At 63.0% G+C, this 15,858-nt stretch carries 16 protein-coding genes, 1 tRNA gene and 1 pseudogene; 6 read left to right on the top strand and 12 right to left on the bottom strand.

Translation table 11 applies throughout. From position 1 onward, the window contains the following. Nucleotides 1–7: 7 nt before the first annotated feature. The 4 genes from O9X62_RS00520 to O9X62_RS00505 are packed head-to-tail and all read right to left on the bottom strand — an operon-like array spanning nucleotide 8 to nucleotide 2,686. Nucleotides 8–580: a BON domain-containing protein gene (locus O9X62_RS00520; RefSeq protein WP_269530818.1), complete on the bottom strand. Its 573-nt coding sequence runs from the start codon at nucleotides 578–580 to the stop codon at nucleotides 8–10. Between the two features lie 5 nt (nucleotides 581–585). Continuing rightward, nucleotides 586–1,176 carry a phosphoheptose isomerase gene (locus O9X62_RS00515; RefSeq protein WP_269530817.1) on the bottom strand — a complete coding sequence of 197 codons (591 nt, stop codon included), beginning with the start codon at nucleotides 1,174–1,176 and terminating at the stop codon, nucleotides 586–588. Between the two features lie 17 nt (nucleotides 1,177–1,193). Further along, nucleotides 1,194–1,535, bottom strand: coding sequence for a YraN family protein (locus O9X62_RS00510; protein WP_269530816.1), 342 nt, complete (start codon nucleotides 1,533–1,535; stop codon nucleotides 1,194–1,196). Then, entirely contained in the window at nucleotides 1,535–2,686 is a 1,152-nt protein-coding gene (locus O9X62_RS00505) for a penicillin-binding protein activator (RefSeq protein WP_269530815.1), read from the bottom strand. The genes O9X62_RS00510 and O9X62_RS00505 overlap by 1 nt, the downstream gene beginning before the upstream one ends. Here O9X62_RS00505 and rsmI point away from each other — a divergent pair. The 3 genes from rsmI to O9X62_RS00490 all read left to right on the top strand — a co-directional run bounded on the left by rsmI (nucleotide 2,681) and on the right by O9X62_RS00490 (nucleotide 4,733). Next, on the top strand, nucleotides 2,681–3,541 hold the full coding sequence (gene rsmI, locus O9X62_RS00500; RefSeq protein WP_269530814.1) for a 16S rRNA (cytidine(1402)-2'-O)-methyltransferase: 861 nt from the start codon (nucleotides 2,681–2,683) through the stop codon (nucleotides 3,539–3,541). The genes O9X62_RS00505 and rsmI overlap by 6 nt on opposite strands. Before the next feature lie 39 nt (nucleotides 3,542–3,580). Continuing rightward, nucleotides 3,581–3,664: transfer RNA gene (locus O9X62_RS00495), tRNA-Leu, on the top strand. A 343-nt stretch (nucleotides 3,665–4,007) separates the two neighbouring features. Beyond that, a complete protein-coding gene (locus O9X62_RS00490) occupies nucleotides 4,008–4,733 on the top strand; it encodes an ABC transporter substrate-binding protein (protein ID WP_269530813.1) in 726 nt (241 codons plus the stop codon). Between the two features lie 342 nt (nucleotides 4,734–5,075). Here O9X62_RS00490 and O9X62_RS00485 read toward each other — a convergent pair whose 3' ends face one another. Further along, nucleotides 5,076–6,722, bottom strand: a complete 1,647-nt coding sequence (locus O9X62_RS00485; RefSeq protein WP_269530812.1) for a methyl-accepting chemotaxis protein — start codon at nucleotides 6,720–6,722, stop codon at nucleotides 5,076–5,078. Between the two features lie 368 nt (nucleotides 6,723–7,090). Here O9X62_RS00485 and O9X62_RS00480 point away from each other — a divergent pair, with 368 nt between their 5' ends. The 3 genes from O9X62_RS00480 to O9X62_RS00470 are packed head-to-tail and all read left to right on the top strand — an operon-like array spanning nucleotide 7,091 to nucleotide 10,897. Next, nucleotides 7,091–8,494, top strand: a complete 1,404-nt coding sequence (locus O9X62_RS00480; protein ID WP_269530811.1) for an MBL fold metallo-hydrolase RNA specificity domain-containing protein — start codon at nucleotides 7,091–7,093, stop codon at nucleotides 8,492–8,494. Then, entirely contained in the window at nucleotides 8,491–9,999 is a 1,509-nt protein-coding gene (locus O9X62_RS00475) for a thymidine phosphorylase family protein (protein WP_269530810.1), read from the top strand. The genes O9X62_RS00480 and O9X62_RS00475 overlap by 4 nt, the downstream gene beginning before the upstream one ends. Then, nucleotides 9,992–10,897: a ribose-phosphate pyrophosphokinase gene (locus O9X62_RS00470; protein ID WP_269530809.1), complete on the top strand. Its 906-nt coding sequence runs from the start codon at nucleotides 9,992–9,994 to the stop codon at nucleotides 10,895–10,897. Before O9X62_RS00475 ends, O9X62_RS00470 begins: the two co-directional genes overlap by 8 nt. A gap of 56 nt (nucleotides 10,898–10,953) precedes the next feature. Here O9X62_RS00470 and O9X62_RS00465 read toward each other — a convergent pair whose 3' ends face one another. The 7 genes and pseudogenes from O9X62_RS00465 to O9X62_RS00440 form a co-directional block, all read right to left on the bottom strand. Further along, nucleotides 10,954–11,643, bottom strand: coding sequence for an ABC transporter ATP-binding protein (locus tag O9X62_RS00465; RefSeq protein ID WP_269530808.1), 690 nt, complete (start codon nucleotides 11,641–11,643; stop codon nucleotides 10,954–10,956). Further along, entirely contained in the window at nucleotides 11,640–12,044 is a 405-nt protein-coding gene (locus O9X62_RS16010; protein ID WP_374708381.1) for an ABC transporter permease, read from the bottom strand. Before O9X62_RS16010 ends, O9X62_RS00465 begins: the two co-directional genes overlap by 4 nt. A 90-nt stretch (nucleotides 12,045–12,134) precedes the next feature. Beyond that, nucleotides 12,135–12,881: pseudogene (locus O9X62_RS16005) on the bottom strand (ABC transporter permease); the annotation flags it as partial. Next, nucleotides 12,878–13,879, bottom strand: coding sequence for an efflux RND transporter periplasmic adaptor subunit (locus O9X62_RS00455; RefSeq protein ID WP_269530806.1), 1,002 nt, complete (start codon nucleotides 13,877–13,879; stop codon nucleotides 12,878–12,880). The gene O9X62_RS00455 and the pseudogene O9X62_RS16005, both read right to left, overlap by 4 nt. A gap of 101 nt (nucleotides 13,880–13,980) precedes the next feature. After that, entirely contained in the window at nucleotides 13,981–14,310 is a 330-nt protein-coding gene (locus tag O9X62_RS00450) for a multidrug efflux SMR transporter (protein WP_269530805.1), read from the bottom strand. 194 nt (nucleotides 14,311–14,504) lie between these two features. Then, nucleotides 14,505–14,867, bottom strand: coding sequence for a PDZ domain-containing protein (locus O9X62_RS00445; protein WP_269530804.1), 363 nt, complete (start codon nucleotides 14,865–14,867; stop codon nucleotides 14,505–14,507). Nucleotides 14,868–14,955: 88 nt separating this feature from the next. Beyond that, on the bottom strand, nucleotides 14,956–15,807 hold the full coding sequence (locus O9X62_RS00440; RefSeq protein ID WP_269530802.1) for an alpha/beta hydrolase: 852 nt from the start codon (nucleotides 15,805–15,807) through the stop codon (nucleotides 14,956–14,958). Nucleotides 15,808–15,858 lie beyond the last annotated feature (51 nt).

Genomic DNA, 15,858 nt, shown 5'->3' with positions numbered 1-15,858 from the left:
GCAGGCTTTAGTCCAGATACTCAAACAGCGTTACCACCTTCTCTACACCCGGTGTCTGCGCGGCAATCTGCGCCGCATCGCGGCCTTCCTGCTGTTTCACCAGACCCATCAGGTACACCAGCTTGCGCTCGCTCACGACCTTGACGTGCACGGGCGAGAACTTGTTGGCGTCGATCATGCGGGCTTTGACACGGGTGGTCAGGCTGGTATCGCTGGCGCGGCCGGAGATGCCCGATGGCGGGGCGATGACGAGTTCGTTGTGGACCTGTTTCACATCCTGCGTTTCGCGCGCAATGCGGCCGGCCTCGGTACGGGTGGCTTCATCAGGCACTTCGCCACTGAGCAGTACGGCGCGGTTGTAGCTGGTGATGTTGGCGTGGGTCAGCGAGCCGAAACGGGCGCCCAGGTTCTTGGCGACGCGCATTTCGATCTGCTCGTCGTTGACCACCACGGATGAGCTGCGGCGATCCTGCGATACCACCACACCGGTTGTGGCACCGGCAACCAGCAGCGGGAAGCAGGCGGTGAGCTGGGTGGTGGCCAGCAGGGCAATCAACAGGGCGGACAGGCGTTGGGTCATGAGGGTCACTCTCCGTCTAGCAAAATACAGTCGATGGCATCGCAGATGCCGTGGATCAAAAGGGTATGCACTTCCTGGATGCGCGCGGTACGGCTGGCAGGCACGTTGAGCTGGATATCGTCGCCGGTCATCAGCTCGGTCAGCTTGCCGCCCTCGAAGCCCGTGAGGGCGACCACGGTCATCTGCCGCTCATGCGCTGCGTGTACGGCCTCGATCACGTTGACGGAGTTCCCCGAGGTGGAAATTGCCAGCAGCACATCGCCGGGCTGGCCCAGTGCGCGTATCTGCTTGGAAAACACCATGTCGTAGTCGTAATCGTTGGCAATGGCGGTGATGGCCGAGGTATCGGTGGTGAGTGAGATCGCCGCAAGGCCTGGGCGTTCCTTTTCGAAGCGGCCGACCATTTCGGCGGCAAAGCGCTGTGCATCGGCGGCCGAACCACCATTACCGCAGGCGAGAATCTTGCGATCACTCATCAGCGCCGCCACCATGCGCTCCGCCGCCACAGCAGTGGGCGCAGCCAGCAGCTCGCGGGCGTCTTCCATCACCGTGAGGCATTCGAGAAACTGGCGGTTGACGCGGTCTATAAGGTCCATGAGGCAGGGAGTTCCATTCAGAGTTCGATAATGTTGCGCAGCCAGCGCGGCGCCGCATCGCCATCGAGCAGCACGGCATCGAAGCGGCAGGGCGGCACGCGGGACAGGGTGGCGAGGTAGTGCTGGGCGGCGGCAACGAGCTTGGCCTGCTTGCTGGCGGTGATGCTGTCTGCTGCATCGCCAAATCGGCCGCCCTTGCGGCTGCGGACTTCCACAAACACCAAGGTGCCACGGTCGTCGGCAATCAGGTCCAGCTCGCCCTGGCGGCAACGCCAGTTACGACCCAGCAGGCGCAAACCCTGGGCAGCGAGGAAATCTGCTGCCAGGCTTTCAGCCGCCGCCCCCTTGCTGATTGACATTACTGGGTAGCGCTCTCGGCCGTTGCCTCGGCAGGCGCGGGATCGCTCACTTCGGGTTTGGGGGCGGCAATGCTGGGTTGGCCCCCCACGATGCCGGCCATCAATTCACGGCTGAACTGGCGACCTTCCGCCAGCTTGAGCGTGCCGGTCACGCCCTGTACTTCGATCGTTGCGCCGGGTGCCGAGACGAGCAGCAGCATGGTCAGCCGGTAGGCATCAATCCCCAAGGCATAGAGACGCTCAAGCTCGGCCGAGAGCGGGCGCTCCGAGCGCTTGAATGCGGCGATATCGGGATGATGCGGCTCCAGCAGCCAGGGCATGTCCACAAACTTCACGCCCAGCATGTCGATATTGGCGCCGCTGGTCTTGCCGAACTTGCCGCCCCAGACCTGCGAGGTGGCGTATTGGGGACGGTCGGCGCTCAGAAACGGCCGCGCCATGCGTGCGCGTTTGAGATCAGCCGCCAGAAACAGGGCATCGGCCGTCTGGGCGTTGACGGCATCGCGCAGTTTCCACAGCGCGTTCGGATCAGCGGGCAGGGCGAGCTGCTGGGGCGGCGTGCCTCCCAAGGTTTTCCACTCGGCCACAAACGCATCGCGCATGCGCTGATGCAGCGCGCCCTCGGCTTCGAGCACCAAGGGTTGCTTGATGCCATCGCGCTTCATCTGGCGTGCAATCTGGCGGGCTTCGGTTTCCACCGACAGGCCCAGCACGAACAGATTGGTAGGCGGCTTGGCAGACTCCAGGCTATTGAGCGCCAGCACCGGGATATCGAGCTTGCCAAAGCCGGCGAGCTTGCCGATGGCACCGCGCGTAAGCGGACCGATCACGCCCACCGCGCCCCGCACCGCCGCCTGACGGTAGGCCATCAGCGCTTCTTCATCGCGGTCACCTGTGGGGTATAGGCGAATCTTGGGCACGCTCTCGTCGCCGAGCTTGAGCTGCGCGGCCAGCACCCCGGCCTGAACCACCTCGGCCGCACCGGCCAATCCCTTGGACTTGGTGGGCAGGATCAGCGCAATATGCGGGCCGGATTCGTCCTCCGCAGGCGGCGCAGGCGTATCCTCGGCGCTGGCAGGCACCACGGTGCCAAGGTAGAGTAGCGCCGCCGCAAATCGCGGCAACCAGTGAGAGGTAAAGACGTCGTGCATGACGAGCCTTATGCAGTTGAGCGTCCGGCATTATATGTGGTGGCTACGCCCATCGGGAATTTGCAGGATTTCACACCGCGCGCCCGCGCCGTGCTGGCCGCCTGCGACCTGATCGCCGCCGAAGACACGCGCGTGACCGGCCAGTTGCTCAAGCACTTCGGCATCACCACGCGGATGATCTCGCTGCGCGAGCATAACGAACGCGAAGCCGCCGCCAAGCTGATCGAACGCCTGCAAGCCGGCGAAACCATCGCCCAGGTATCCGACGCCGGCACCCCCGCCGTCAGCGATCCCGGCGCGCGCCTGGTTGAAGCCGTGCATGCCGCAGGCTTCAAGGTCATCCCCATCCCCGGCGCATCTGCGCTGCTGGCGGCTTTGGCCGGTGCCGGCATGCAATCGCCGCGCTTCCAGTTTTACGGCTTTCTCGAACCCAAATCGGGCGCGCGAAAGAAGGAGCTTGCCGCGCTGGCCAACTTGCCGCACACCGTTGCCTTCTTTGAAGCACCTCACCGCATTGCCGATAGTTTGGTCGATATGGCCGAGGTATTCGGCGCCGACCGCATCGGCGTGGTCTGCCGCGAGCTGACCAAAACCTTCGAAACCATCCGCCGCGCCCCCTTGAGCGAACTGGCAGCCTGGGTAGCCGCCGACGCCAATCAGCAGCGTGGCGAACTGGTGGTCCTGATCGAATCCGCCCCCGCCAAAGCCGACGATGCGAGCAACGCGCACGATCATCTGCTGATCCCGCTACTGCGCGAACTCCCCACCAAACAGGCCGTAAAGCTGGCTGCCGAAATCAGCGGCGGCAACCGCAATGCGCTGTATGAAAGGGCACTGGAACTCAAGGCAGATTGACCGCAGGCCGTGACGCGGCGATAATCGCGCCCCTCACCTGCCCAGGTGGCGAAATGGTAGACGCAGGGGACTCAAAATCCCCCGCTGCAAGGCGTGTCGGTTCGAGTCCGACCCTGGGCACCACAATCAAAAGCAAGGGCTTACGTTAACGCGTGAGCCCTTGTTTGCTTTTGGCGCCCTGGACGGGCGCCACCTTGCTGCAGCCTGCCGCTTGCGTCGTCCATGGGTTCTGGTCGGGCCTGCCGGTGTGCTCTGCCATTGCCTACAGCTTAGTCGCTCGTGCGTGAGCAGCGATCAAGATGACCTCCGTCGCCCCGCTTGCCGTGCCCCGGCGGCGGCTGATATCTCCCGATTTTCCTCTTGCATGTGTTCCATGACCGCCTATCCGGATAACGTTCGATCGCCGGCTGTCATGGTCTATCTCTATGGGATGAGTGGTACTCATATCATCCATATGGGGTAAATCATGAGACACGGTTTGTTGTTGGTGGCAATGCTGGCAACGCCTGCACTGGCCGATACGGTGACCATTGCCGCGGAGGATGACTGGTATCCCTACTGCGCCAAGGTGGGCAATGAGGCAAAAGGCATGGCGGTGGATATCGTGCGCGAGGCCTTCAAGGCGGCCGGGGTCAATCTCAAGCTGGAGGTGATGCCTTATGCGCGCTGCATGGCGCAGGCCAAGGCGGGGCAGGTAGCAGGGTGCTTCGATGCGGCGCGCAACAGTGCGCTGGAGCAGGATTATGTCTGGCACAAGCCGGCGCTGTTCAAGGCCAAGATCAGCATCTATGCACAGGCCAACTCGCCGCAGTCCGATCTGGGCGTGAAGGATCTGGAAGGCAAGGATGTGGCGGTGACCAATGGCTATGAGTATGGAGAGGCCTTTGACACCAACCCCAGAATCAAGCGCAGTGTGAATAATCAGGATGTGCTTGGCTTTCGCAAGCTGGCGGCAGGGCGGGTCCAGTATGCGGTGGCCTATGAAAAGGTAGCCAACAGCATCTTCGAGAAGAACAAGGCAGAGTTTGCGGGCAAGTTCAAAGCGGTGGGGATGACGGCAGAGCCAGAGCTTTACATTGCCTTCACCAAGGCCAACCCCGATGGCGCCAAGTTTGCTGCCAGGTTCAGCCAAGGGCTGGAAACCATCATGAAGAACGGCAAGTACAAGGAAATCGAAGCCAAGTGGCGGTGAGCAAGCGCAGTGTTGCCGGATGTGCTTGGGCGCTGGGTGTCGCAATTGCCTTCAGGGTGACATGATCTTTCAGGGCCGTTAGCGATCCTTGTAGTCAGCGCCTTGACTGCATTGGTCTTGGTACAGGTGCTTGAGCTTCGCGCTTATCCGGCGGGTAGATGGCGTAGCGCGGCTCGTCCTGGGCCGGCCACCTGCTTTGCGTTGGCCAGCATTGCAAGGTGGGGAATAGTCGATGTACTGGCACGAACGGGTCTGTTCGCGCAGCGTATGTACCAGTACGTTGAACGCCATCGCGCCAAGCCCTGCCGGCGCTTAACGTGGCAGGGCTTGGCGCGCGGCGGTTTACTGGATGCGGAAGTAGCTGATCTGTTTGCGTAGCGAGCCGGAAACATGCTCCAGCATCACGCCTTGTTCGGCGTTGTGCCGCATCGCTTCGTTGGTCTGCCCCGAGATTTCCGCGATCTGTTCCACATTTCGGGTAATGCCGGAAATGGTGTTCACCTGCTGCGCCGTGGCCTGTACCACATCCCGCACCTTGGCCAGCGAATCCAGTGCCTGGTGATGAATGTCGCGCAGGACAGTGGACGCTTCATTGGCCAGTTCCAGGCCGTTCTTCACTTGCGGTACTGCCGCATCCATGGCGGCCACGGCTTGCTGGGTCTCGCTCTGGATCAGGCTGATCATCTTGGCGATTTCGGCGGTGGCCGTGCCGGTACGCTCGGCCAGCTTGCGTACTTCGTCAGCCACCACGGCAAAGCCGCGTCCGGTTTCGCCGGCACGGGCGGCTTCAATGGCTGCGTTGAGTGCGAGCAGGTTGGTCTGGTCGGCAATTTCCTTGATCACGCCGGCAATGCCGCCAATCTCTTGGGATCGTTGCTGTAGCAGGCGGATTTGCTGTGACGATGACTGCACGGTTTCGGCAATCCGTTCGATTTCCAGTGTGGCAGTACGGACCGCCTCGCTGCCCGTTTCCGATAGCGTCGCGGTTTTGGCCGAGTTGTCCTCGGTCTGACGGGCAATCTGCGAGATATCGTTGACGCTGACCGTCATTTCACCAATGCGGGCCGCCGTTTCCGACGATGAGTTGGCCTGCGTCTCGGCGGCGTTGCGGGCCAGTTGCGAGGCTTGGGCCACGTTACCGGCGCCGCTACCCACTTCATCGGCGGCTTTGACGATATCGCTGACAATCAGCCTCAGCTTGTCCTGCATCTGCGCCACCGCCGCGAGCATGCTGTCCGGATGGGAGGGCTTGATCTGGCCGGTCAGGTCGCCGGTGGCGATACGGCTGATGATGCGGGCGGCATCCGCAGGCTCGCCGCCCAGTGCGCGGGTCAGGTGGCGAGTGATCAGGATGGCCAGGGTGGTACCGATCGCAATGGCGGCAACACACAGCCCGATCATCAGTTCCTGAAAGCTGCTGGCTACGCTGCGTACTTGCGGCGTTGCCGTCTGGTTCTTGGCTTCTTCATGATCGATCAGCTGGTTGATACGCTTGAGCCATTCCACGAACGCCGGGCTGGCGTCCTTGAGCAGCAGGGCTTGTGCGCCCGCTGCATCACCGGCACGGCGCAGATCGATGATCTGTTTGACGAGGGGCAGGGTGCGCGCCTGAATGTCCTTGATGCCATCGATGATCGTTTGTTCCTCGGGCGTGATCTGGCCGTTGGCGATCATCTTTTCCAGCGCGGTTTCCGATTCCGCATAGAACGCGGCCAGTTTGTCGATGGTGGTGAGGGTGGTGTTGAGTTCGGCATCGCTGCCCACCAGCACCACATCCCGCACGGCAATCGCCCGGTCGTGCACGCTGCCACGGAAGTTGATGGCGTAGCGCTGTTTCACCGCATTGACCTCGGCCACCTCGCGAAGCACATCGTTGATGTAGTTGACCTTGTAGATCGCGATGATGGTGATGACCACCAGCAGGGAGAGCACCAAGCCAAAGCCCAGCAGGAGTCGATTACCGATACGCATCGAACTGGTCTGTGTCATCGCCGTTTCCTTTTGTTTAGTTTCGTTTTGTATTGTACATTTGTATATCAGAATTGCCTTGTAAAGCGACGAATGGCGATTAGGCCTGCGTATGACCAATCGGGAGCATGCCTCCAGCGAATGCTTCTCCCCGCCGCCGAGCGCACAATTGACAGCCTGAGACTCTACAAGCGCCGAATTTCCTGCCGCGTGCAGGTTGCCATTTATGCAGTGGAGAACGGTCTGGGCGGCGACTGACCCGGCGCGCGGGCTTGCGCTGCCTCAAAGCTGCGGGCGGGGTTCGGGCATAAGCTCTCACGGTCGCTACACTGGGTGGGTGGGCCGATGGTCTGCTGCCCTTGGGCATCCTTTTCGATGGAGTCCGTCTCATGCATGCATTCCTACAGTTTCTTGGTGCCACCGGTACGGTGACCGGGTCCAAATACCTGCTGGAGATTGCGGGCAAGCGGCTGCTGATCGACTGCGGACTCTTCCAGGGGTACAAAACGCTACGGGTGCGCAACTGGGCGGATTTGCCGGTGGCACCAGACAGCATCGACGCCGTGATCCTGACCCACGCGCATCTGGACCACAGTGGCTATCTGCCGCTGCTGGTACGCAACGGCTTCAAGGGGCGCGTGCACTGCACCCATGCCACTGCGGATTTGTGCGGCATTCTGCTGCCCGATAGCGGCCACCTGCTGGAAGAGGAGGCCCGTTGGGCAAATCTGCGCCATTCCTCGCGCCATGATCCGGCCTTGCCGCTGTACACCGAACAGGACGCCCGCGGCTGTCTGCCGGCGCTGGTTACTCATCCTTTCGACAAGACGGTGACCCTTGATGGCGATATCCAGCTGCGCTTCCGGCCCGCGGGGCACATTCTGGGTTCCGCCGTGGTGGAGATTGAGGCGGCGGGTCAGCATCTGGTGTTCTCGGGCGATCTGGGCCGGCTGCATGATCCGGTCATGCGTCCGCCGGCCAGCGTGCAGCATGCCGACTGGCTGCTGATTGAATCCACCTATGGCAATCGCCAGCACGGGCAGGATGACCCGCGCGTGCGCCTGGGCGAGATCGTTCGATCTACCGTGGCGCGGGGTGGGGTGCTGGTGATCCCGACCTTTGCGGTGGGGCGTGCGCAGGTGCTGATGCACCATCTGGAAGCGCTGCGCCGCTCGGGCGAGATTCCCCATGTGCCGACTTACCTCAACAGCCCGATGGCGATTGATGCCACCGAGATATTCGTCCGCCACCAGGGCGAACACCGGCTCAACCATGACCAGTGCGCGGCCATGTGCAAGATGGCGGTGGCGGTGCAGTCGCCCGAGGAATCGATGGCGCTCAACGAGCACGCCGGGCCGATGATCATCCTCTCGGCCAGCGGCATGGCCACGGGCGGGCGCGTGCTGCATCACCTGCGTGCGTTTGCGCCCGATCCGCGCAACACCATCCTGTTCACGGGTTACCAGGCCGGCGGCACACGCGGTGCGGCGATACTGGGGGGGGCGCGCACCGTCCGCATGTTTGGCGAAGAGGTGCCGATCCGTGCCCACGTCGAGAACATCCCCAACTTCTCAGCGCACGCCGATGCCGATGAAATCCTGACCTGGCTACGCGGTTTCAGCCAGCCGCCCAAGCAGACCTTTGTGATCCATGGCGAGCCGGATGCTGCCGACACCCTGCGCAGGCGCATCGCCACCGAGCTGGGTTGGTCGGTCAGCGTGCCGGATTACCTGGATCGCGTGCGGCTCGATGGTGCGCCCCATGAAGCGGGTGCGAACAGGCCTCGTGCATGAACCCGCAACGCGCCACGCTGCGGTTCAAGCCGCTGGGCATTGATACAGCGCACGACCATGTGGTCTACATGAGTGCCGGCTGCCATATCTGCCGCGCCGAGGGCTTTGCCGCACAGACGCGTGTGCTGGTAGCCAGCAACGGCCGCTCGCTGATCGCCACGCTCAACACGGTGAACTCGGATCTGCTGGGGATCGATGAAGCTTCGCTCAGCGTCTCGGCCCAGCATGCACTGGGTGTACTGGCGGGCGAGACACTGCATTTCTCGCATATGCCGGTGCTGCTTTCCGAGCATCATCTGCGCGGCAAGATATTCGGCGAGCGCCTTACCGATGCGCAGCTCGGCGATATCATCGCTGACACGGTTGCCGGCCGCCTCTCCGATCTGCACCTCGCTGCTTTTGTGACGGCCTGCGCGGGCGACAGGCTGGATCTGGACGAAACCATCGCGCTTACCCGAGCCATGGTGAATGCGGGCGAACGCTTGCAGTGGTCGCGCAGCCCGGTGGTCGATAAACACTGCGTGGGCGGCTTGCCCGGTAACCGGACCACCCCCATCGTGGTCGCCATCGTCACCGCCGCCGGGCTCACCATGCCCAAGACTTCCTCGCGGGCGATCACCTCGCCTGCCGGCACCGCCGACACCATGGAAACCCTGGCGCCGGTGGATCTGAGCCCGGTCGATATCCGCCGCGTGGTCGATGAAACGGGTGGCTGCATCGTCTGGGGCGGCGGCATGCGCCTGAGCCCGGCTGATGACATCCTGATCCGTATCGAGCGGCCCCTTAATCTCGACAGCGATGGCCAGCTGGTGGCTTCCATCCTTTCCAAGAAGCTCGCGGCGGGTTCGGAGCGGGTGCTGATTGATCTGCCGGTTGGCCCCACGGCCAAGGTGCGTAATGTCCACACCGCCGAGCGCTTGTCGCGCCGCCTGCGAGCCGTGGGCGATGCACTGGGCCTGCAGGTACAGACCGTGATCACCGATGGCACCCAACCCGTAGGGCGCGGCATTGGCCCGGCGCTCGAAGCCCGCGATCTGGTGCAGGTATTGCAGTGCGATGCCCACGCCCCGCAGGATCTACGCGACCGCGCCTTGCTGCTCGCCGGCTTGCTGCTCGAAATGGGTGAGGTGGCCTCAGCCGGAAACGGCAAGACGCAGGCCAGCGCCCTGCTCGATAGCGGTGCCGCCTGGCAGCAGTTCCTGCGCATCTGTGCAGCGCAGGGGGGCTTGCGTACCCTGCCCAAGGCGCCACTCACCGAGATCGTTTGCGCCAGCCGTGCAGGCCGTGTGCGCGAGATCGACAACCGCATCCTCGCCCAGATTGCCAAGCTGGCCGGCGCCCCCCAAGCCTGTTCGGCAGGTGTGGATCTGCATGTGAAGCTGGGCGATACCGTGCTTGCCGGCCAACCCCTCTATACCCTTCATGCCGAAGCGCCCGGTGAGCTGCGTTATGCGGCGCACTATGCGGCCGAGCATGAGCAAGTGATCGGACTCGATAATGACTGACGCTGCCGCCGTGCTCCTGGCCTACCCCGGTTATGAATCCCTGACCGAGGCACTGTCCGCGCAGCTAGGCTGGCCCAACGCCCGATTGACCGTGCACCATTTCCCGGATGGCGAAACCCTGGTCAGCGTACCGCCGGACTTGGCGGGGGCATGCGTGGTGCTGGTCGCCGGTCTGGATCAGCCCGATCAGAAAGCGTGGGCGCTGCTGTTTGCAGCCGATGCGCTGCGCGATACCGGTGTGCGCCGGATAGGGCTGCTGGCCCCTTATCTGGGCTATATGCGGCAAGACACGCGTTTTCACCCCGGCGAGGCGATTACCTCGCGCACGTTTGCGGATGTGATGTCCACCCGGTTTGATTTCTTGCTCACGGTAGACCCGCATCTGCACCGCTACGCCAGCTTGAGCGAGATCTATCGCAACCAGGCCGTGCATGTGAGCGCTATGAGTGCGATGGCCGACTGGCTGCGCCGCGAGGTAGTTAAACCCGTACTGATCGGCCCCGACAGCGAGAGCGAGCAATGGATCGCCGCTGTGGCCGCACAGATCGGCGCGCCGTTCACCGTGCTGCGCAAGGAGCGCCACGGCGATAAATCCGTGGTCATTACACCTCCCGAACTCGCGCAATATCGTGACCACACCCCGGTGATACTGGATGACATCCTCTCCACCGCACGCACCATGGCCGTAGTGGTAGGCCAGCTGCGGGAGACCGGCATGCCGCCACCGGTCTGCGTGGCGGTGCATGCGTTACTGGTGGGTGATGCACTCGACGTGCTCATGGCTGCCGGCCCGGCACGGGTGGTGACTTGCAATACGGTTGCCCACGCCACCAATGGCATCGATATCAGCCCGGTACTGGCGGCAGCCCTGCCTGCGCTGGCAGGTCAACCTGCGTAGGGTGTCATAAGGCCCAAGGCCGCATTGCGGCATCAACACACCACCGATGTCCTCATTTAAACCGGCTGCCAATCCGGGTCCAGTCTGCCATCCACCACATTGATACGCCTGTCTGCCAGGGCGGCAAAGCGTGGATCGTGGGTCACCGCAACGACAGACTTGCCCATCTCGCGCGTGAGGTCATGGAGAATCTGGCGGACGTTGGCGCTGGATACCGTATCCAGATTGCCCGTGGGTTCGTCGGCCAGCAGTACCAGCGGGTCGTTGGCGAGTGCGCGGGCAATGGCGATGCGCTGGCGTTGGCCGCCTGATAGCTGGCTGGGCAGTTTGTGGGCGTGTTCGGCCACACCCAAGCGGTCCAGCAGCTGCATGCCGCGTGCCTGAGCGGCAGCGTCGCTCAGCTTGCCCAAGCGGCGCATGGGCAGCAGCACGTTATCCAGCACGGTGAATTCCGCCAGCAGGAAGTGGAACTGGAACACAAAGCCCAGCTTGGCCAGACGTGTGGCGGTGAGCTGGTCGTCGCTGAAGCCGCGTGTATCGATGCCGTCGAGTTCCACCGTGCCGCTGGTGGGGATATCGAGCAGGCCCAGCAAGTAGAGCAGGGATGACTTGCCCGAGCCTGACGGGCCCATGATGCAGACGAATTCACCGGCTTCGATGCTCAGATCAATACCGTTGACCAAGGTGGTCGGCACCTCGCCAGGGAGGATGCGCACCAGCTCGCGGGCGCGCAGCACGGTGCTCATGTCGCACCCCGCAAGATATCGACCGGATGCAGGTTGCCGGCTTTGCGCGCAGGCAGCCAGGCGGCCAGCAGGCACGATGCCAATGCAAAACCGGCGGCCATCAGAAACTGCTCGCTGCCCCACCAGATCGGCAGGTTCACCATCTCGCTGCCGCCCGGTGGGCGGATGCGGATGCTGGCGAGCAATTGCATCAGACCCAGCCCGCACAGCAAACCCAGCACGCTGCCGATGGCGCCGACGATCAAGCCTTCGAGCAGGAAGATGCGTTTGATATCACCAGCCAGAAAGCCCATGGATTTGAGGATGGCAATATCGCGCGTCTTCTCCATCACGATGGTGGAGATGGTGTTGTAGATGCCGAAAGAGGCGACGATAAGGATGGCCGAGACCACCGAATACATGATCACGTTACGCACGAACAGCACGTTGAGGATGTCTTCCGATGCCTCGGCCCAGCTCACCGATTTGTAGCCGATCTGCGCTTCGATACGGCTGGCGGTGGCGCGGGCGGCGTTGGCGTCGTCAAGCTTGATGATGAAGCGGTTCACGCGGTCTGGCCGGTCCAGCAGCAGTTGCGCGCGTTTGAGCAGCACATAGGTCTGGCTCTCGTCGTAATTGGCGTTGCCGGTGCGGAAAATGCCCACTACCGTGAGCGTGCGGTTCACCCCGCCCGCGGCAATCACGCTCAGCGTGCTGCCTATGCGCAGCTTGAATTTGTCGGCCAGCCCCGCGCCGATGATCACGCCGTTGGTATTGGCCGATAGCTGATCCAGCCGGCCTTCGACGAGCTTGTCTTCAATCGTACTCACGCCGCGCATCTGCGCCGGCACGATGCCCGAAAGGCTTACCCCCTGCTGCTGGCCGGCAAACACCAGCACGGCCGATCCGGTGAGCACGGGGGCGACCCGCAAGCCGCCTACGGCTTCAATCTGCGCCAGCTTGGCGCGCCAGCCGCGAATGCCACGGGTCTCGGTCTGTGGCTTGAGGCCGCGTATCTCGACCAGTGCCTTGGGCCAGTGCAATTGCGCGGGCTGCGGGCGAGCACTGCGGTATTCGTCGGATACCGTGATATGCGGGCTGTTGTCGATGAGACGGCGGATGAAGTCCATTTCCGAGCCGCGCATCAGCGCCGACACGGCCAGAAAGAACGCCACGCCCAGAATCACGCCGATCAACGAAACCGCGGTCTGGCGCTTGCGGCTGGTCAGGTGGGTAAAGGCGATGCCGGCGGCGATCATGCTGCGGGGGTGGTGCGCACGCGCTGGCCGGGTTTGAAGGTATCGAGCGGTTTGACCACGATCTGATCCTGCGCGCCGATGCCGCTGCGGATTTCGATCTTGTCGGCCGTTGTGGCACCGGTGACTACCTTGCTGCGCAGCAACTTGCCATCTTGCACCCGCCAAACCTGCTGATCGCTCACGGCGGTGCGTGGCAGCAGCAGGGCTTGCTGGCGGCGCGCGAGCACGATGTTGGCATCCACCGTCATGCCCACGCGAAAGCGATCAGGCTCGGCGATTTTCATGCGCACGCGGTAGCTGCGGCTCACCGGATCGCCCTTGGGGGTGATCTCGGCCACTTCGGCCTGGATGACCGCATCGCCCAGCGCATCGGCGCGCAGCAAGACCGGCTGGCCGATCTGCACGCGGCTGATGTCTTCTTCATCCACTTCGGCCGATACGCGCAAAGGCGCGCAGCACGACAGGTACAGCAGCGGCTGCCCCACGTTGACGAACTGCCCCACCTCCACATCCCGCTTGAGGATCAGCCCGTCGGCGGGGGCAGTTAGTTGCAGGAAGCGGCGCTGGCTCTGGCTGCGGGCCAGGGCGGCCTGGGCGGCGTCCTGTTCGCTGCGGCTGCGATCAAGTTCGGCCTGCGACACAAAACCCTGCTTGCGCAAATCCTGCGCACGCAGCCATTGGCGGCGGGCCAGATCGGCGCGGGCGGCGAGTTCGGCTTCACCATTGGCCAAGTCATCATCCTGCAAACGAATCAATACCTGACCACGTTTGACGGCATCGCCCTCGCGCGCCAACACGGCGGCTACATAGCCCGCATTGCGTGGGGCAATCGGCAATTGCACGCCGGGTTCGATCTGGCCGCTGGCGTAGATGGCCTCGATTGCCTCACCGACGGTGGGGCTGACAACGGCCACGCTGCCGGGTCTGCTCAACCAGAAAGCGCCGACGGCCAGTACAACCGTCGCGGGTATCAGCCAGTACAAAAGCGTTCGTTTCACGGGTTGTCCTTGGGGCCGGTGTTACAGACACAAGCAGACCGCAGAATCGCAACAGCCGCGTTGCGCTGGATCAGCTTGCGGGCAGGTTCTTGTGGCGAGGTTCAGTGTGCTGTTGCACGGGAAAACAGGTTCAACACCAGTACGCCGGCCAGGATGAGCGCGATACCGATCACCGCCGCCAGATCCAGCTTTTGCTGGTACAGCACGAAGGCCGCCACCGATACCAGGACAATGCCCACACCCGACCACACGGCATAGGCCACACCGATGGGTAAGGTACGCAAAGTCAGCGAAAGAAAATAGAAAGCGATGCAATAGCCGAGTACCACGATAGTCGATGGCACCAGCCGGCTGAAGCCATCAGAGGCTTTCAGTGCGGTGGTGGCGATCACTTCCGCCACAATAGCGATGAACAAATGCAGCCAAGCCATAGGGTTCCTTGCTGAGGTCGACCCCGGCCAAGCTAGCACTGCGACCACTATCCAGCCAGCGCGCTCACGGCTGTATTGAGCGAGTGTCGCGCGGCGGGAACATGCAGCTCAATGTAATAGCGGGCGCAGCCACCAGGTGGCGAGCTTGAGCGTCATGCATGTTTTCCCGGCTGTGGGATCGCTGAAATACCGGCTTACGCGCCGGGCTTGCGGCCTACCTTGATGCTGACTTCTTCAACGCGCTTGTCGGCGCGCTCCAGCGTAAGCCGCAGGATCTCGCCGGGTGCCTTGTCCATCAGCGTCTTGGCACGGCTGCCGGGGCAACCGGGGATGGCGCAGTCGTCGATCTTGCGGATCAGGTCACCGGCCTTCACCCCGGCATCCTCGGCCGGCGAGCCGGGTTTGACTTCCTTGATGGTGGCCGCCTTGAGCGTGGGGCTGAAAATGCCGTCCACACTCACCGATACCGAAATGCCCACCGAACCCTCGCCCGCCAGTGCGGGCAGGCAGAGCAAGCTGATCATGGCAGGGGCGAGCAGGGCTTTGCGATAGAGCATCAGGCGGCTTCCTTGTGGGTAGCGGGTGGATCGGGTGGGCATTGTGTGCTTGACCCGGCGCTGGGTAAAAGATTCGTGACGGCCTGTTTCAAGGCCTTGCGGGCCGGGTGGGTGGCGGGAACAGCCAGCTCAGGGGCTCGGCCAGCCGGGCAGCCCAGGCGCGCTCGTGGTGATCGGCCCCCGGCACGGCGACATAGTGCAGATCATCGCCCAATTCGTAACCGGCGCGCACCAGTGCACTGAGCATGCGCGCGGAATCCAGCAGGCCATCGTTGCCGGTGCCGGCATCCAGATACAAACGCACGGGCCAGCGGGTTTTACGCGCCTGCACCGCCTTGATCATCGCGCCGCCATTCCACCAGAACGAACCCGACAGCGATGCTGCCGAGCCCACCACGTCGGGGTAGCGCATGGCGATATGGAACGATACGAGGCCACCCATGGATGAACCCATGACGACCGTGTTGGCCTTGTCGGGCAGCGTGCGGTAGTGGCTGTCGATATAGGGCTTGATGGTCTTGATGACAAAGTCGGCATAGGCATCGCCCTTGCCGCCTTTGTGCTGCGGGTCGGCATCGGGCGAGTACTCGGCCATACGCTCGGGTGTGTTGTCGATGCCCACGACGATCACGGGCTGCATTTCGCCCTTGTGGATCAGCGTATCGATGGTTTTATCCACGCCCCAGGGCACGCCGCTGTACGAGAGCTTGGGGTCGTAGAGGTTCTGGCCGTCGTGCATGTAGAGCACCGGGTAACGGCGCTCGGGGTTGGTGGCGTAGCCCGGTGGCAGATAGAGCCGCAGCGTGCGTGTGTTGCCCAGTTGGGGCGAGGCGAACTTCTCGATCAGTTCGAGTTTGCCGGTGGGTGCGGGAGCGGGTTCGGGGCTGGCGGCCAAGGCGGGCAGCAAGGTAAACAGGGCGAGCAAAGGGGCGAAGCGCATGGGTAAATCCTCATGGGTTCGAGAAGCATTGTTACGTAGATACTTGTTATC

Origin of the sequence: Chitinimonas sp. BJYL2, assembly GCF_027257935.1 — a bacterium.
GTDB lineage: Bacteria > Pseudomonadota > Gammaproteobacteria > Burkholderiales > Chitinimonadaceae > Chitinimonas.
This window is presented reverse-complemented; position numbering and strand designations above follow the sequence as displayed.

Excerpts from the sequence above, each read along its gene's own strand:
- O9X62_RS00520 (WP_269530818.1), bottom strand. The coding sequence starts at position 580 with ATGACCCAACGCCTGTCCGCCCTGTTGATTGCCCTGCTGGCCACCACC.
- O9X62_RS00515 (WP_269530817.1), bottom strand. The coding sequence starts at position 1,176 with ATGGACCTTATAGACCGCGTCAACCGCCAGTTTCTCGAATGCCTCACG.
- O9X62_RS00510 (WP_269530816.1), bottom strand. The coding sequence starts at position 1,535 with ATGTCAATCAGCAAGGGGGCGGCGGCTGAAAGCCTGGCAGCAGATTTC.
- O9X62_RS00505 (WP_269530815.1), bottom strand. The coding sequence starts at position 2,686 with ATGCACGACGTCTTTACCTCTCACTGGTTGCCGCGATTTGCGGCGGCG.
- O9X62_RS00490 (WP_269530813.1), top strand. The coding sequence starts at position 4,008 with ATGAGACACGGTTTGTTGTTGGTGGCAATGCTGGCAACGCCTGCACTG.
- O9X62_RS00485 (WP_269530812.1), bottom strand. The coding sequence starts at position 6,722 with ATGACACAGACCAGTTCGATGCGTATCGGTAATCGACTCCTGCTGGGC.
- O9X62_RS00480 (WP_269530811.1), top strand. The coding sequence starts at position 7,091 with ATGCATGCATTCCTACAGTTTCTTGGTGCCACCGGTACGGTGACCGGG.
- O9X62_RS00475 (WP_269530810.1), top strand. The coding sequence starts at position 8,491 with ATGAACCCGCAACGCGCCACGCTGCGGTTCAAGCCGCTGGGCATTGAT.
- O9X62_RS00470 (WP_269530809.1), top strand. The coding sequence starts at position 9,992 with ATGACTGACGCTGCCGCCGTGCTCCTGGCCTACCCCGGTTATGAATCC.
- O9X62_RS00465 (WP_269530808.1), bottom strand. The coding sequence starts at position 11,643 with ATGAGCACCGTGCTGCGCGCCCGCGAGCTGGTGCGCATCCTCCCTGGC.
- O9X62_RS16010 (WP_374708381.1), bottom strand. The coding sequence starts at position 12,044 with ATGTATTCGGTGGTCTCGGCCATCCTTATCGTCGCCTCTTTCGGCATC.
- O9X62_RS00450 (WP_269530805.1), bottom strand. The coding sequence starts at position 14,310 with ATGGCTTGGCTGCATTTGTTCATCGCTATTGTGGCGGAAGTGATCGCC.
- O9X62_RS00445 (WP_269530804.1), bottom strand. The coding sequence starts at position 14,867 with ATGCTCTATCGCAAAGCCCTGCTCGCCCCTGCCATGATCAGCTTGCTC.
- O9X62_RS00440 (WP_269530802.1), bottom strand. The coding sequence starts at position 15,807 with ATGCGCTTCGCCCCTTTGCTCGCCCTGTTTACCTTGCTGCCCGCCTTG.